Source organism: Streptomyces sp. NBC_00273 (assembly GCF_036178145.1).
Lineage (GTDB): Bacteria > Actinomycetota > Actinomycetes > Streptomycetales > Streptomycetaceae > Streptomyces.
Genome location: NZ_CP108067.1, coordinates 4,817,912 through 4,833,228 on the forward strand (window position 1 = coordinate 4,817,912; position 15,317 = coordinate 4,833,228).

Annotated in this window: 13 protein-coding genes; 4 read left to right on the forward strand and 9 right to left on the reverse strand. The window is 72.5% G+C overall.

Going from position 1 to position 15,317, the window contains the following annotated elements; translation table 11 throughout:
* Window positions 1–69: 69 nt before the first annotated feature.
* Complete coding sequence (locus OG386_RS20890; RefSeq protein WP_328789415.1) at window positions 70–2,568, forward strand: DEAD/DEAH box helicase; 2,499 nt, start codon at window positions 70–72, stop codon at window positions 2,566–2,568.
* A gap of 45 nt (window positions 2,569–2,613) precedes the next feature.
* Here the strand turns inward: OG386_RS20890 and OG386_RS20895 are convergent, their stop codons facing one another.
* Genes OG386_RS20895 through ssd form a run of 7 tightly spaced genes read right to left on the reverse strand, consistent with a single transcriptional unit; the run spans window position 2,614 to window position 7,486 of the window.
* A complete protein-coding gene (locus OG386_RS20895; protein WP_328789416.1) occupies window positions 2,614–2,952 on the reverse strand; it encodes an Rv3654c family TadE-like protein in 339 nt (112 codons plus the stop codon).
* On the reverse strand, window positions 2,949–3,278 hold the full coding sequence (locus OG386_RS20900) for a TadE family type IV pilus minor pilin (protein ID WP_384832329.1): 330 nt from the start codon (window positions 3,276–3,278) through the stop codon (window positions 2,949–2,951). The genes OG386_RS20895 and OG386_RS20900 overlap by 4 nt, the downstream gene beginning before the upstream one ends.
* 43 nt (window positions 3,279–3,321) lie before the next feature.
* Window positions 3,322–3,519: a DUF4244 domain-containing protein gene (locus tag OG386_RS20905; RefSeq protein WP_051880731.1), complete on the reverse strand. Its 198-nt coding sequence runs from the start codon at window positions 3,517–3,519 to the stop codon at window positions 3,322–3,324.
* Window positions 3,520–3,568: 49 nt separating this feature from the next.
* Window positions 3,569–4,345 (reverse strand): type II secretion system F family protein, encoded by a 777-nt coding sequence (locus OG386_RS20910; protein ID WP_328789417.1) that lies wholly within the window; start codon window positions 4,343–4,345, stop codon window positions 3,569–3,571.
* Window positions 4,345–5,229 carry a type II secretion system F family protein gene (locus tag OG386_RS20915; protein WP_328789418.1) on the reverse strand — a complete coding sequence of 295 codons (885 nt, stop codon included), beginning with the start codon at window positions 5,227–5,229 and terminating at the stop codon, window positions 4,345–4,347. The genes OG386_RS20910 and OG386_RS20915 overlap by 1 nt, the downstream gene beginning before the upstream one ends.
* The gene (locus OG386_RS20920) at window positions 5,226–6,374 is read right to left on the reverse strand and encodes a TadA family conjugal transfer-associated ATPase (protein WP_328789419.1); all 1,149 of its coding nucleotides are present in this window, start codon (window positions 6,372–6,374) and stop codon (window positions 5,226–5,228) included. Before OG386_RS20920 ends, OG386_RS20915 begins: the two co-directional genes overlap by 4 nt.
* Entirely contained in the window at window positions 6,371–7,486 is a 1,116-nt protein-coding gene (ssd, locus tag OG386_RS20925; RefSeq protein ID WP_328789420.1) for a septum site-determining protein Ssd, read from the reverse strand. Before ssd ends, OG386_RS20920 begins: the two co-directional genes overlap by 4 nt.
* Window positions 7,487–8,025: 539 nt before the next feature.
* Here ssd and OG386_RS20930 point away from each other — a divergent pair.
* Entirely contained in the window at window positions 8,026–8,901 is an 876-nt protein-coding gene (locus tag OG386_RS20930) for an HAD family hydrolase (protein ID WP_328789421.1), read from the forward strand.
* Window positions 8,902–9,316: 415 nt separating this feature from the next.
* Here OG386_RS20930 and OG386_RS20935 read toward each other — a convergent pair whose 3' ends face one another.
* Window positions 9,317–10,138: an oxidoreductase gene (locus OG386_RS20935; RefSeq protein WP_328789422.1), complete on the reverse strand. Its 822-nt coding sequence runs from the start codon at window positions 10,136–10,138 to the stop codon at window positions 9,317–9,319.
* 109 nt (window positions 10,139–10,247) lie between these two features.
* Here OG386_RS20935 and OG386_RS20940 point away from each other — a divergent pair, with 109 nt between their 5' ends.
* Window positions 10,248–11,270, forward strand: a complete 1,023-nt coding sequence (locus OG386_RS20940; RefSeq protein ID WP_328789423.1) for an ATP-binding protein — start codon at window positions 10,248–10,250, stop codon at window positions 11,268–11,270.
* Here OG386_RS20940 and OG386_RS20945 read toward each other — a convergent pair.
* The gene (locus OG386_RS20945) at window positions 11,224–12,531 is read right to left on the reverse strand and encodes a hypothetical protein (RefSeq protein ID WP_328789424.1); all 1,308 of its coding nucleotides are present in this window, start codon (window positions 12,529–12,531) and stop codon (window positions 11,224–11,226) included. The genes OG386_RS20940 and OG386_RS20945 overlap by 47 nt on opposite strands.
* Before the next feature lie 235 nt (window positions 12,532–12,766).
* Between OG386_RS20945 and OG386_RS20950 the strand changes: the two genes are divergently transcribed.
* Window positions 12,767–15,208, forward strand: a complete 2,442-nt coding sequence (locus OG386_RS20950; RefSeq protein ID WP_328789425.1) for a SulP family inorganic anion transporter — start codon at window positions 12,767–12,769, stop codon at window positions 15,206–15,208.
* Window positions 15,209–15,317: the final 109 nt, after the last annotated feature.

A 15,317-nucleotide genomic window follows, 5' to 3' on the forward strand; every position in this document is an offset into this window, starting at 1 on the left:
GATCCTCCAGCACCTTGCTATCGAGCGACGCCCCCTCACCCGAAGGTAGGCGAGGGATTGGCTGCCGCGATGGCATTCAATCACTTACCGGCAGGCGCGCACGACGCCTTCGGACCATTGTCCCGCACGCCGGTGACACACTCGGTTCCGATGGCCCACACTCACGGTCCCGGACGGCCCACGGCACCCACGGACCCACGACCCACCCCCGACACGGTCCTGGACCGCCTGTCACGGGGGCCTTCCCGTGCTGCGCGCATCACTCATACGGAGCACTTGCCCCCTCGGGCGGGTCGTCATGCCGTCTGGCCGGACCGCATCCGAACAGACGTCGTAGCCGCGATCGGATCGGCCGGAATCGACCATCCGTGGGAACACCAGGCCGCGGCGGCCGAGCTCGCCCTCGACGGAACGTCCGTGGTCGTGGCCACCGGAACCGCCTCGGGCAAGTCCCTCGCCTACCTGGCGCCCGTGCTCTCCGCCCTCGCGGACGGCGCCGAGGCCCCGAACGGCCGGGGCGCGACCGCCCTGTACCTGGCCCCCACCAAGGCCCTGGCGGCCGACCAGCGGCGCGCCGTACGGGAACTGGCCGCCCCGCTGGGCAACGCCGTACGCCCGGCGGTCTACGACGGGGACACGCCCGTCGAGGAACGCGAATGGGTGCGCCAGTACGCGAACTACGTCCTGACCAACCCGGACATGCTGCACCGCGGGATCCTCCCGGCCCACCCGCGCTGGTCCTCCTTCCTGCGTTCCCTGCGCTACGTCGTGATCGACGAGTGCCACACCTATCGCGGGGTCTTCGGCTCCCACGTGGCACAGGTACTGCGCCGACTGCGACGGCTGTGCGCCCGCTACGGCGCGGAACCCGTCTTCCTCCTGGCCTCCGCCACCGCGAGCGACCCGGCGGCGGCCGCGTCCCGGCTGACCGGCGTACGGGTGACCGAGATCACCGACGACGCCTCACCGCGGGGCGAGGTGGTCTTCGCCCTCTGGGAGCCGCCGCTGCTCACCGAACTGCGCGGCGAGAAGGGCGCGCCCGTACGCCGTACGGCCACCGCCGAGACCGCCGACCTGCTGACCGACCTGGTGGTCCAGGGGGTGCGAACGGTCGCTTTCGTCCGCTCCCGGCGCGGCGCCGAGCTGATCTCCGTGATCGCCCAGGAACGGCTCGCGTCCGTCGACCGGTCCCTGGTCCGCCGGGTCGCCGCCTACCGGGGCGGCTACCTCCCCGAGGAGCGCCGGGCCCTGGAGCGGGACCTGCACTCCGGCGAGCTGCTCGGGCTGGCCGCCACGACGGCCCTGGAGCTGGGTGTGGACGTCTCCGGCCTCGACGCCGTCCTGATCACCGGCTACCCGGGTACGAGGGCCTCCCTGTGGCAGCAGGCGGGCCGCGCGGGGCGCTCGGGCCAGGGCGCCCTGGCCGTGCTGATCGCCCGGGACGACCCGCTGGACACCTACCTCGTCCACCACCCGGAGGCGCTGTTCCAGCGGCCGGTGGAGGCGACCGTCCTGGACCCCGACAACCCGTACGTCCTCGCCCCCCACCTGTGCGCCGCGGCGGCGGAGCTACCGCTGACCGACGCGGACCTGGAACTCTTCGGCCCGGCGACCGAGGAACTCCTTCCCCAGCTCGAAGCGGCGAAGCTGCTGCGCCGCCGGGCGACCGCCTGGCACTGGACCCGCCGGGAACGGGCCTCGGACCTGACCGACATCCGCGGTGGCGGCGGCCGCCCGGTGCAGATCGTCGAGGCCTCGACCGGCCGGCTGCTGGGTACGGTCGACGAGTCGGCGGCCCACACTGCCGTCCACGAGGGGGCCGTCCACCTCCACCAGGGCCGCACGTATCTCGTGAAACACCTGGACCTGGAGGATTCGGCGGCCCTCGTGGAGCAGGCGGACCCGCCCTTCTCCACCACGGCCCGCGACACCACCTCCATCTCCGTCCTGGAGACCGAGACCGAGATCCCGTGGGGCTCGGCCCGGCTCTGCTTCGGCTCCGTCGAGGTCACCAACCAGGTCGTCTCCTACCTGCGCCGCAAGCTGATCACCGGCGAGGTGCTGGGCGAGGCCAAGCTCGACCTGCCGCCCCGCACCCTGCGCACCCGGGCCGTGTGGTGGACGGTGACCGAGGACCAGCTCGACGAGGCCCGGATCAACCCGGAGATCCTGGGCGGCGCCCTGCACGCCGCCGAACACGCCTCCATCGGCATGCTCCCGCTGTTCGCCACCTGCGACCGCTGGGACATCGGCGGAGTCTCCGTGCCGCTGCATCCCGACACCCTCCTCCCCACGGTCTTCGTCTACGACGGCCATCCCGGCGGCGCCGGCTTCGCGGAGCGCGCCTTCAACACCGCCCGTGCCTGGCTGACGGCGACCCGCGACGCGATCGCGGCCTGCGAGTGCGAGGCCGGCTGCCCTTCCTGCATCCAGTCCCCCAAGTGCGGCAACGGCAACGAGCCCCTGCACAAACGCGGCGCCGTCCGCCTCCTGACACGCCTCCTCTCCGAATCCCCGACCACCCCGACCACACCGCCCGCCGCACGCGCCGAGCCCTCCGAGGCCTGACGGGACCCGCCACGGCCCCGTACCGGGCCCCGGGCCCCCAGGGCCTCAGCCCGGCGGGCCGGGCGGGCCCGCTCTAGCCCGGATCGCCACGGTGAACGGGCCAGCGGTGACCCGGGCGGTGACCTCGGCGACCTCGCCCCGGAGCAGGCACCCGCCGAGCGCCGCGCCCTGCGCCCGGGCCACCCGCAGGGCCGCCGCGCACGCCGTCTGCGGCCCGTGGGCCCAGGTGGCCGCCGCCGCGAGCGCCGCCAGGTCGGCGGCCGCCGCCGCCCGGTGGCGGGCCACGACCGCCTGGCCGAGCAGCAGCACCCCGCCGAACACCGCCCCCAGCACCGTCGCCACCAGCGCCGCCCACACCGTGGCCGAACCCCGGTCCCGGCTCACGGCGGCGGCCCCACGCTGTCCTCCGCCAGGGCCACCGCCTGCGCGCCGAGCCGTACCGGCAGCCCGCCCGGCCCGGGCGCCTTCGCCGCCACCCGGACCCGCCAGAGGTCGCCCGTCCGCTCCAGCTCCACCCGCGCCCCCGGCGGGGCGGCCTCCCGGGCCGCCGCCTCCGCCACCTCCACCGGCTCCGACCTGGCCGCCGCCCGGGCTCCGGCCCGGGCCGCGTCCACGCACCGGATCTGCGCGGCCGCCGCCATCAGAGCCCATACGAGCAGCGCCGCGAACAGCACCAGCGCCGGAATCACCAGGGCGGCCTCCGCCGTCACATATCCCCGGTCCGACTTTCCCCGGGCGCGCCGTGACGCACCCTCAGAACGGCACATCGAGCGCCTTTCCGATGGTCGACTGAAGGGCCGTGGCGACGACTTCACTCGTCACCACCTTGTAGAGGACGGCCGCGAATGCGCAGGCCGCGATCGTGCCCATCGCGTATTCCGACGTGGACATCCCCTTGTCGCCCCCGTGCGCCCCGAACGCCGTCCGCACACGAAACCAGATGATCCTCATGACACCCTCCTGTGAATTTCCGCTGTTGCTACTTGTGACCCATGCGACTTCAGGGGCTCGAGAGAAGTCCCGAGGCCATACCGATCACCACCGGAGCGACCCCGATCGCGAGAAAAGCGGGGAGGAAACACAGCCCCACCGGTGCAGTGACGAGGACCGCCGCCCGCTGCGCCCGCGCTCCCGCCGTCCGGGCCCGGTCCTCCCGGAGCCCGGACGCGAGACGGGAGACCGGCTCCGCCGCGGGCGCCCCCGTCCGCGCGGCCCGTTCCAGGCACTCCGCGAGCGCCCGGGCACCCGGTATCTCCGCCAACCTCCCCCATCCGGAGCCCGGTTCGCCGCCGAGCCGCAGCTCCGCCCCAGCCCTCGCCAGCCGGTCGCCCACCGGGCCGCCCAACGACTCCCCCACCACCTCTGCGGCTTCCACCGGGCCCGCCCCGGCCGCCAGGCACGCGGCCAACAGGTCAGCTGCGAACGGCAACTGACGCTCCGACTCCCGCGGATCCGCTCCGGCCGGCGGCCGCGCCCTGGCCTGCCACCGCCGCACACCGAACGCGGCCAGAGCGCCGACAGCCACCCCCGTCGCCCCGCCCACGAGCACCCAGCCCACCAGCAGCGCCCCGGCCGGCCCGGCCCACGCGGACACCACACCCCTCAGCATGGAGCCGAACACCGGCCCTCTGAGCCGCGGTCCAGCTCCCCACAGGGCCGCGGCCCTGCGCCCGGCCGCCCGCGTACGGAACCGCGCTATCACCGCCGACACCAGCCACAGCGCGACCACGGCCGTGCAGGCGGCGATCCCCAGCCTGTGGACGACGAAGCCGCCCATCACCGCTCCCCCGCCCGGACGATCCGCCGGCACCACAGCAACCCGAGCGCCTCCAGCACCCCGCCGGCCAGCAGACAACCCCACCCCATCGGCGTGTGCAGCAGCACGCGCAGCGGATCCGCGCCCAACCCGGTGCCGATCAGCAGGCCCACCAACGGCAGCAGGGCGAGCACCAGCACCGTCGACCGCGCCCCCGCCAGTTGGGCCCGCAGCGATTCCTGCCGGTCCCGCTCGGCCCGCAGGGCTCCCTCCAGCCGTTCCAGTCCGGCGGCCAGTCCCGCACCGCCGTCCACCGACACCCGCCAGCAGGCCGCCATCCCGGCCAGCCCTTCCGCCCCGGGCTCCCGCGCCGCCTGGCGCAACGCACCGGGCACGTCCCCGCCGAAGGCCGCGGCGGCCAGCACTCCCGTCTCCGCCGCACCCGGCCCGCCGGGGCCGACGGCCGTCCTGCGCATGGCGGCCGTCAGCGCCTGCCCGGGCTGAGCTCCCGCCCGCAACTCACCCACCACCGCCCCGCACAGGGCGACCACCTCGGCGGCCCGCGCCGCCCGAGCCCGCTCCCGCGCCCGTACCCGCAGCCACCGGCGCACCAGCGGCACCGCCGTCGCCCCCGCCAGCAGCGGGATCACCGATCCGCCGAGCACCGCCACCAGCAGCCCCGCTGCGAGGCAGACCCACTCCCGCCACCGCGCCGCCCGCACCCGTACGGCGATCAGCAGCCGCTCCCGACGCAGCGGACCGACCGGAACCACCGGACCGCTCCCGGCGAGCACCACCTGGGCCCGCCGGGACACCCGGTCGCCACCGGCCAGCCCCCAGGCGGCCGCCCCGGCACACAGCACCCCGGCGAACAGCGGCACCGGCAGCCCCGCCCCCGCGTTCACCGGACGCCTCGCAGCAGCGGGCGGAGCCGTTCCCAGCCCCGCTCCCGTACGAAGCCCCGGGCGGCCCAGCGCAGCGCCGGTACGGTGACCACCAGTCCTGCGGCGTCCCGCTCCAGCACGTGCACCTCGGCCAGTCGGCGCCGTCCCTCCCGGTCCCGGACCAGATGCAGCACCAGGGTCAGCGCCGCGGCCAACTGGCTGTGCAGGGCCGCCCGGTCGAGCCCGGCGGCCGTCCCGAGCGCCTCCAGCCGGGCGGGGACATGGGCGGCGGCATTGGCGTGGACCGTCCCGCAACCCCCCTCGTGCCCGGTGTTCAGGGCTGCGAGCAGGTCCGCCACCTCGGCGCCCCGCACCTCGCCCACCACCAGCCGGTCGGGCCGCATCCGCAGCGCCTGGCGGACCAGGTCCGCCAGGGTCACCAGACCCGCCCCCTCCTGGTTGGCCGGCCGGGCCTCCAACCGCACCACGTGCGGATGATCGGGGCGCAGCTCGGCCGAATCCTCGGCCAACACGATCCGCTCGCCGGGACCGACCAGCCCCAACAGGGCACTGAGCAGGGTGGTCTTGCCCGTTCCGGTACCGCCGGAGACGAGGAACGACAGCCGCGCCTCGACCATGTCCCGGAGCAGACGCTGTCCGCCCGGTGGCAATGTCCCCGCGGCAACGAGCTCTTCCAGCGTGAACGCCCGCGGCCGCACCACCCGCAGCGAGAGGCAGGCCGAACCGACCGAGACCGGGGGCAACACGGCATGCAGCCGGGTGCCGTCGGGCATTCGGGCGTCCACCCAGGGCCGGGCGTCGTCCAGGCGCCGCCCCGCGACGGCGGCCAGCCGCTGGGCGAGCCTGCGCACGGCCCCGGCGTCGGCGAAGGTCACTCCGGTCAGCTCCAGTCCACCACCGCGGTCCACCCACACCCGGTCGGGGGCTGCCACCAGCACATCGGTGACCTCCGGATCGCCGAGCAGCGCCTCCAGCGGGCCTGCGCCGACCAGCTCGGACCGTAACTCGGCGGCCACACCGAGCACTTCGGCGTCCCCGAGCAGCCTGCCCTGGGCCCGTAGGGCGGCCGCCACCCGCGCCGGGGTCGGTTCCGCCCCGCTCTCGGCGAGCCGTCGGCGCACCGCGTCCAGGAGCACCGCGCTCATGCCGGCACCCCCTGGGCGGAGCCGAGGGCCCGCTGCCAGAAGCCGTCGCAGAAACGGGCCAGCGCGCCCTTCCCCTGCGTCCCCGGCGGTTCGCCCTCGGCCACCCGCCCGGGAAGTCCCACCTCGACGGGCACCTCCCCGGCCAGCGGCGCCCCCAACAGCCCGGCCACGGACTCCGGATCGAGGCCGCCCGCGCAGCGTCCCCGTACGACGACCCGCACGTCCCGGGCCACCATCCGGACCCCGGCCGCCACCCGGCCCGCGGCGGCCACCGACCGCAACTCGCCCGGCACCACCATCAGCACCAGGTCCAGCTGGGCCAGCACCTCGGCCACGGGTTCGTCGACCCGCCGCGGAAGGTCGACCACCACCACCCCGCCCCGGCGACGCGCGGCAGCCACCACCGACCGGATCGCAGCGGGCGGCACCACCACCCGGTCACCACGGTCCCAGCTGAGCACGCGGAGGTCGTGCAGCTCGGGCAGGGACTCCTCCAGCGCTCCGGCGCCGACCCGGCCCCGCGAGGCCGCGAAGTCCGGCCAGCGCAGCCCTTCGGCGCTCTCGCCCCCGAGCAGCACGTCCATGCCCCCGCCCAACGGGTCGCCGTCGATGAGGATGGTCCGCTCCCCGGCACGGGCGGCCCGTACGGCGAGCGCGCAGGCCAGGGTGGAGGCTCCGGCGCCACCGCTGCCGCCGATCACCCCCACGGCGAGGGCGGGGCGCCCGGCGCCCTCCACGACATCGGCGATGCGGTCGACGAGCCGGCTCTCGGCGTCGGGGAGCCGCAGCACCTCCTCGGCGCCGATCTCCACCGCCCGTTGCCACACCTGGGGGTCGTCCAGGTCCCGGCCGACGAGGAACACGCCGGTCCTGCGCGGTGCGCCGCGCATCCGTCGGGCGGCGTCGTCGCCCACCAGCACGAGCGGTGCGGATTCCCATCCCGCGCTCCCCGCCTCACCGCCCACCCCGACGGCCCCGCCCCGCTCGGGAACCCCGTGGCGCACATGCGGCTCGGCACCCGCCGCGGCACACAGCCTCAGCAGATCGTCGAGCAGCAGCGGGTCCTCGGTGATGATCAGCGGCCGCCCGCCAGCGGGTGCGGATCCGGCCACGGAACCGGTTCCGAGGCCCGCCCCGACCCCCGTCCCCCTTCCGCCGACCACGGACTCCCGCGTTTCACACGACTTCGATCGGGCCACGATCTCCGCCCCCTTCTCACTGCAAATGCTTCCGCCACGGACTTCGCGGCTGGAATCACCGTGCAGCGATCAGGAAAAAGAAGTGGATCTTGTTGGATAACTGTGGACAACCCATCGGTTGTGAATAACTCGGTCACCCTCTCAGGTGAGTTCCGGAGCGCGGCGGAACCACTACGCAGCGTCACGAGTCTGATGGGGTGAGGGCCTTCGCCACGTCGGCCCCGCACAAGAGGAGGGGCCGGAGGATGGTCACTTGGGGCCGAAGGCAGGGCCGCGAACCGCGTCCGGACATGCGACGACCCCCGCCGGGGGGGAGAGCGGGGGTCGTCCCCACGGTCCGACTCGGGGGGGGAGGAGCCAGACCGGGTTAGCACGGTCGCGAACGATCCGTGACTTCCATGGTGTACCCGAGAGCCTTCTCAGGCAAACCCACGCGCCACACCTTACGCCGAATGGTGGGCGCATATGCTCGGGGCGTGGAAAATCAGCCCTTGCCGCGCTCCTCGCCTCGCACCGCAGCCTTCTTCGACCTGGACAAGACGGTCATTGCGAAGTCGAGCACCTTGACGTTCAGCAAGTCCTTCTACCAAGGCGGTCTGATCAACCGGCGAGCCGTGTTGCGCACCGCGTACACCCAGTTCATCTTCCTGGCCGGCGGCGCCGACCACGATCAGATGGAACGGATGCGGGAGTACTTGTCCGCCCTCTGCAAGGGGTGGAACGTGCAGCAGGTGCGGGAGATCGTCGCCGAGACCCTGCACGACCTCATCGACCCGATCATCTACGACGAGGCCGCGTCCCTGATCGAGGCCCACCACACCGCGGGCCGCGACGTGGTGATCGTGTCCACCTCCGGCGCGGAAGTCGTCGAGCCCATCGGGGAAATGCTCGGCGCGGACCGGGTCGTCGCCACCCGCATGGTCGTGGGTGAGGACGGTTGCTTCACCGGCGAGATCGAGTACTACGCCTACGGGCCCACCAAGGCGGAGGCGGTACGCGAACTCGCGGAGTCCGAGGGGTACGACCTCACCCGCTGCTACGCCTACAGCGACTCGGCCACCGACATCCCGATGCTCGAAGCGGTCGGACACCCGCACGCCGTCAACCCCGACCGGGCGCTGCGGCGGGAAGCCGTGGCGCGCGAGTGGCCGGTCCTGGTCTTCAACCGGCCCGTGCGGCTGAAGCAGCGCCTTCCCGGGCTGTCCATGCCGGCCCGGCCCGCCCTGGTCGCCGCGGCGGCCGTGGGCGCGGCAGCCGCCACGGCCGGGCTGGTCTGGTACGCGAGCCGGCGCCGCGCCCATGCGCTGGCCGCAGCCGGCTCTGCCTGAATGTCCTGACCTGCGCGGATAAAGGCTGTCCGGTTCGCCCTCGGTCGTCCCGGAAAGTAAAAAGTGGAGCTAGGGGTTTCGCATGGCTCCGAAGCGGAGTACAAATAAAGCAACGGCCCGCGAGACCAAAGAACATCCGAGAGGATCATCTTTAAAACGCAGTAAGGCCCACGGACCGAAGCATGAGCGCCGAGCACCCACGCGACGTCGACCCGTCGATTACGGGCCAGCCGCACCAGGTAACGGGCAAAGACCCCGACCTGATGGGCAACTTTCGAGGACGCTTGGTAACTGGGCGTAAATGCCAGCGGCGACACCAAAGCAAGACGGTGTCGCCGCAACCCATGTCCGGGGCCCGAATGCTCCGGACACGGGCCGAACGGGTGGAGCGGACCGAACGGATAGAACGGGCGGTTCAGGCCGCGCCGCGCTGCAGGGCTTCGCAGACCGCCGTCGACTCGCGGACACCCAGCTCGACCGCCCGGCCGCAGTGCGCGATCCAGGCGGACATGCCCTCCGCGGTCCCGGACACGTAGCCCTCGAAGGCGGCCAGGTAGGCGTCGGTCCCCTGCTCCGCATGGCCGACCTCCGCCGGGCAGATGGCCTTGGGGTCCAGACCGCTGTTGATCAGGACGATCCGCTCTGCCGCCCGCGCGACCAGCCCGTTGTACGAGGCGAACGGACGCAGCGCCAGCAGTTCGCCGTGCACCACCGCGGCCGTGATCAGGGCCGGGGCGGAACCGCCCGCGATGATCAGGCGGGAGAGCCCGTCGAGGCGGCCCGCCACCTCCTCGGCGCTCGGGAGCGGGAGTCCGACCAGGGGTTCGGTCACCGGCTCGCCCGCCAGCCGGGGCCGGCCCACCACATCGCCGTCCGCCGTCGACCCGCACGCCACCAGGTGCAGCCGCGCCAGGACCCGTAGCGGCGACTGCCGCCAGATGCTCAGCAGCTGTCCGGCCTCCGCCGTGAGCCGCAGCGCCGCACCCACCGTCAGCGCCTCCGGCTCCGACCCGAAGTCGGTCCGGCGGCGCACCTCCTCCAGCGCCCAGTCCGCGCCGGACAGCGCCGCGCTCCCGCGGGCCCCGCGCAGGGCGGCCTCCGAGGTGATCTCGCCGCTGCGGCGCCGCATCACGCGGTGCCCGTAGACGCGGTCCACGGCCTTGCGTACGGAATCCACGGACTCGGCCACACCGGGCAGCCCGGCCAGGGGGGCCAGCGGGTCAGAAGCGCTACTCATAAGTAGGGAGCCTACGCACTGCGCACCCATAGCACCGACCCCTCCTTGGAGTGGTCTTCTTCACTCACCTTGACAACACAGCGCTATCGAACCGCTACGCTTGGTGAACATGAAGATCGCTTTCGTAGGGAAGGGCGGCAGCGGCAAGACGACCCTGTCCTCCCTCTTCATCCGCCACCTCGCCGCCAATGAAGCCCCCGTCGTCGCGGTGGACGCCGACATCAACCAGCACCTGGGCGCCGCGCTCGGACTCACCGAAGAGGAGGCAGGGGAACTGCCGGCCCTCGGCGCGCACCTGCCCCTGATCAAGGAGTACCTGCGGGGTTCCAATCCGCGCATCCCGTCCGCCGACGCGATGATCAAGACCACCCCGCCCGGCCGCGGCTCGCGCCTGCTGCGCGTCACCGAGGACAACCCGGTGTACGAGGCCTGCGCGCGCACGCTCCTGCTCGACGGGGAGCCCGTACGCCTCATGGCCACCGGACCGTTCACCGAGGCCGACCTGGGCGTGGCCTGCTACCACTCCAAGGTCGGAGCGGTCGAGCTCTGCCTCAACCACCTGGTCGACGGCCCCGACGAGTACGTGGTCGTCGACATGACGGCCGGCTCGGACTCCTTCGCCTCGGGCATGTTCACCCGCTTCGACGTGACCTTCCTGGTCGCCGAACCGACCCGCAAGGGCGTCTCCGTCTACCGCCAGTACAAGGAGTACGCGCGGGACTTTGGGGTCACGCTCAAGGTGATCGGCAACAAGGTGCAGGGACCCGAGGACATCGAGTTCCTCCAGGACGAGGTGGGCGAGGACCTGCTGGTCACCGTCGGGCACTCCGACTGGGTACGGGCCATGGAAAAGGGCCGGCCGGCCCCCTTCGAGCTGCTGGAAGCGTCCAACCGGCTCGCCCTCCAGGAGCTCCAGGACGCCGCCGACGACTCGTACGCGCACCGCGACTGGGCCCGGTACACGGAGCAGATGGTGAGCTTCCACCTCAAGAACGCGGAGAGCTGGGGCAACGCCAAGACCGGGGTCGACCTGGCGGACCAGGTCGACCCCGGATTCGTCCTGCGCGAGGGTACCGAGGCGCTCGTCAGCCCTCGTCCGCACTCCCCCCGGCCGGCTCCTCAGCCGGCTTGACGCCCGCGGGGGCGGCCGGCGCCGCCGGCGGCCCCGCGGTCAGGAACTTCCCCCAGCCCTCCTTCGGCACCTCGCCGACGTCGAGCGTGCGCATCCACTCCAGGGCCTTCGGGTCCTGCGCGTCCAGCCAGTCCGCCAGCTCCCGGAACGGGACGCAGCGGACCTCCTTCTGGGTGCACATGGTCTTGATGGACTCCTCGACGGCGCGCATGTAGGTGCCGCCGTTCCAGGACTCGAAGTGATTGCCGATGATCAGCGGCGCGCGGTTGCCCTGGTAGACGCGGTCGAAGGCCTCCCGAAGGCCGTCGCGCATCTGGTCACCCCAGTACGCGTGCTGGGAGGGGTCACCCTGGGAGGTCGTCCCGGACTGGTTGACCATGTAGTTGTAGTCCATGCTCAGGGTGTCGAAGGCACGCCCCGGCATGGGCACCAGCTGGAGCGGGATGTCCCAGAGCCCGTCCGTCTTCTTGGGCCAGATCTGCTTGCTGATGCCGCTGGAGTCGTAGCGGAAGCCCATGTCCTTCGCCGCCAGCATGAAGTTCTTCTGGCCTTCGAGGCAGGGCGTGCGGGCGCCGATGAGCTCCTTGTCGTAGTTGAAGGGGAGCGCCTCCTGGTCCTTCAGGCCGGAGTTGGTCTTCCAGTTCTTGACGAAGGACTTCGCCTGGTTGATCTCGCTCTTCCACTCCTCCACGGACCAGGTGCCGACGCCGCCGTCGGGCCCGCAGAAGTGCCCGTTGAAGTGGGTGCCGATCTCATTGCCCTCCAGCCAGGCCGCGCGGACCTGGGTGGCGGTGTCCTTGATGCCCTGGAGGTCGCCGAAGCCGATGTCGGAGCGGCCGGGCGAGTGCTGGGGCGCCGTATAGAGGGAACGTTTCTCTTCCGGGAGCATGTAGACGCCGCTGAGGAAGTACGTCATGCGGGCGTTGTACTTCTTGCCGACCTCGCGGAAGTGCGAGAAGAGCTTCTGGCTGTCCTCGCCGGCCCCGTCCCACGAGAACACCACGAACTGCGGCGGCTTTTCTCCGGGCTTGAGCTTCTGCGGCTTCTGCACGTTCGGCTGCATACCGGTGTACGCGGTCGAACCGTCACCGATGGGCCGGTTGACGCTGCCCGGAGCCTCCGGAGCGGCGGCCCCCTTCAGCGCGTTCGGGGCCCCGGGAGCCGGGGACTTGGCGGGTTCCGAGGTACTGCACCCGGCGGCTCCCAGGACCAGCGCCGTGGCGACAAGGCCGCCGGCGATCTTCTTCGTGGCGGCGATCATCCGCCCCACCTCTCCCTCGCAGTTCCATCGCAGGACTTCCGCGCCGCAACGTCCCATGCGGTCCGCTCGGGAGAAGGTATGACAAGCCGTACAAAATGCTTAATCACCCTTGAGTGCTAATTCGTACGTCATTTGCCCGTATTATTCACCACTCACCTTTACTCTCCATTACCATTCATTTACCGAGCGTTGAGACTCCCGCCCCTTCATCCCTCCCCAGAGGAGACGGGAACCCATGACAGCCACCTCCCCCACGAGCACCACCCCACAGATCCGCAAGGACCTTCCCGCGGATCTCTCCGCCTCCATCGCAGTCTTCTTGATCGCCCTGCCACTCTCGCTCGGGATCGCCCTGGCCACCGGCGCGCCGCTCCAGGCGGGGCTGGTCGCCGCGGCCGTCGGCGGGATCGTCGCCGGGCGGCTCGGTGGCGCCCCGCTCCAGGTCAGCGGGCCCGCCGCCGGACTCACCGTGGTCACCGCCGAGTTGATCCAGCGCTACGGATGGCGCACCACCTGCGCCATCACCGTGCTCGCCGGCCTCTGCCAACTCGGCCTCGCCGCGCTGCGCACCGCCCGGTCGGCGCTCATGGTCAGCCCGGCCATCGTGCACGGCCTGCTCGCCGGGATCGGCGTGACCATCGCACTGGCTCAGCTGCACATCGTGCTCGGCGGCAACCCTCAGAGCTCCGCCGTGGCCAACGTCCTCGGACTGCCGGCCCAGTTGGCCGATCTGCATCCCGCGGCACTCGGCGTCAGCGCCCTGACCCTGGTCGTCCTGCTGGCCTGGTCGTGGCTACCCGGACGGGCCGGACGGATCCTGCGCAAGGCCCCCGCCGCGCTGGCGGCCGTGGCCGGGGCCACGGCCGCCGCCGCGCTGTCCGGGCTCGCCCTGCCCAGGGTGGACCTGCCGTCCTGGCGCAGCCACGCCCTGCCCGAGCTACCCGACGGGCCCGTCCTCGGCATCCTCGCCGCCGTCCTGACCATCGCCCTGGTCGGCAGTGTGCAGTCCCTGCTCTCCGCGGTCGCGACCGACAAACTGATCGCCTCCGAGCGGCGAACGGGCAACCGCCCGCCGCGCGCCGACCTCAACCGCGAGCTGTGGGGTCAGGGTGCGGCAAACATCGTCTCCGGCGCGCTCGGCGGACTGCCCGTCTCGGGCGTGGCCGTCCGGAGCGTGGCCAACGTCAAGTCCGGCGCGGTCAGTCGGAGGTCGACCATGCTGCACGGCCTCTGGGTGGTACTGGCGGCCGGGCTGCTGGTCCCGGTCCTCGACCTGATCCCGCTCGCCGCGCTGGCCGCCCTCGTCATGGCGGTCGGCGTGCAGATGGTCAACATCACGCACCTGCGCAGCGTCACGCGCCACCGGGAGATCCTGGTCTACGGAACGACGATCGTCGCCGTGGTGCTCGGCGGGGTCCTGGAAGGCGTGGCCATCGGTATCGCCGTGGCCGTCGCGCTGGCCCTGTACCGGCTCACCCGGACCCGAATCACCGTGGAGCGGCTGGACAGCGGGGCCCACCGGGTGCGGGCACGCGGGCAGTTGACCTTCCTCGCGGTGCCCCGGCTGAGCCGGGTGCTGAACCAGATTCCGCACGACGGGCACGCAGTGGTCGAGCTGGACGGCTCGTTCATGGACCACGCGGCCTACGAGACGCTGCACGACTGGCAGGATTCCCACCTGGCGCACGGGGGCTCCCTGGAGGTCACCGGCCGCGCCGGATCGTCGGCGCGACTGCCCGAGTCCTCGCCCGGAGCCGCGTCCGCAGCCGCGCCCGACGACGGGCCCGCTGACGGGAGCCACCACGCGGACCGCTCCCGCCGCGCGCCGCAGCGCGGCGTGCACCAGTGCTGCCGCCCCTGGACCCCGTGGCAGAACCACTGCGACCACCGCCCCGTCGGCACCCGTACGATCACTGCCGCGGCCGCGGCCAAAGCAGCCGAGGCGGCCACCGAGGCGAAGCCGGAGGCAGCCGCCGAGCAGGCCGGCTCACCCGCTCCCCGGCGGCGCGGCGCGGGCCAACTGGCCAATGGAATCAGCGCCTTCCAGCGCGACACCGCACCCCACGTGCGGGACGAGCTGGCCCGGCTGGCCCGCGAGGGGCAGCGGCCCTCCCAGCTCTTCCTCACCTGCGCGGACTCCCGCCTGGTGACCAGCATGATCACGGCCAGCGGACCGGGCGACCTGTTCACGGTCCGCAACGTCGGCAATCTGGTCCCGCTGCCCGGCGCGGAATCCACCGACGACTCCGTCGCCGCGGCCATCGAGTACGCCGTGGACGTACTCCAGGTGGACAGCATCACGGTGTGCGGGCACTCGGGCTGCGGCGCCATGCAAGCCCTGCTCTCCTCCACGCCCGGCGCCCCGATGACCCCGCTGCGCCGCTGGCTGAAGCACGGGCTGCCCAGCCTGGAGCGGATGGCCAGCCGCCACCACGCATGGGCCCGGATCTCGGGCCGGCTCCCGGCAGACGCGGTGGAGCAGCTGTGCCTGACCAATGTGGTCCAGCAGCTGGACCATCTGCGGGCCCATGAATCCGTGGCCAGACGACTCGCCGAGGGCACCCTCGAACTGCACGGGATGTACTTCCACGTGGGCGAGGCACAGGCGTATCTGCTGTCCGAGGGCGAGGACTTCTTCGACTGCCGGGTCTTCGACAGCGTGGGTCAGCACGCCTGAACCGATACCCTCCCGTATTCGTGCAATCGTTTGGCCCCTTCCCGCCCCCTGCCGCGGGGAGGGGCCATTCGCACTCCGTTCTCGCGCGGACCAGAACGTGATATAGGTC

What these genes read in the sequence shown, in the direction of transcription:
- OG386_RS20920 (WP_328789419.1), bottom strand. Translation starts at nt 6,374, where the DNA reads ATGAGCGCGGTGCTCCTGGACGCGGTGCGCCGACGGCTCGCCGAGAGC.
- OG386_RS20935 (WP_328789422.1), bottom strand. Translation starts at nt 10,138, where the DNA reads ATGAGTAGCGCTTCTGACCCGCTGGCCCCCCTGGCCGGGCTGCCCGGT.
- OG386_RS20905 (WP_051880731.1), bottom strand. Translation starts at nt 3,519, where the DNA reads ATGAGGATCATCTGGTTTCGTGTGCGGACGGCGTTCGGGGCGCACGGG.
- OG386_RS20945 (WP_328789424.1), bottom strand. Translation starts at nt 12,531, where the DNA reads ATGATCGCCGCCACGAAGAAGATCGCCGGCGGCCTTGTCGCCACGGCG.
- OG386_RS20940 (WP_328789423.1), top strand. Translation starts at nt 10,248, where the DNA reads ATGAAGATCGCTTTCGTAGGGAAGGGCGGCAGCGGCAAGACGACCCTG.
- OG386_RS20910 (WP_328789417.1), bottom strand. Translation starts at nt 4,345, where the DNA reads ATGGGCGGCTTCGTCGTCCACAGGCTGGGGATCGCCGCCTGCACGGCC.
- OG386_RS20950 (WP_328789425.1), top strand. Translation starts at nt 12,767, where the DNA reads ATGACAGCCACCTCCCCCACGAGCACCACCCCACAGATCCGCAAGGAC.
- OG386_RS20930 (WP_328789421.1), top strand. Translation starts at nt 8,026, where the DNA reads ATGGTGGGCGCATATGCTCGGGGCGTGGAAAATCAGCCCTTGCCGCGC.
- OG386_RS20890 (WP_328789415.1), top strand. Translation starts at nt 70, where the DNA reads ATGGCATTCAATCACTTACCGGCAGGCGCGCACGACGCCTTCGGACCA.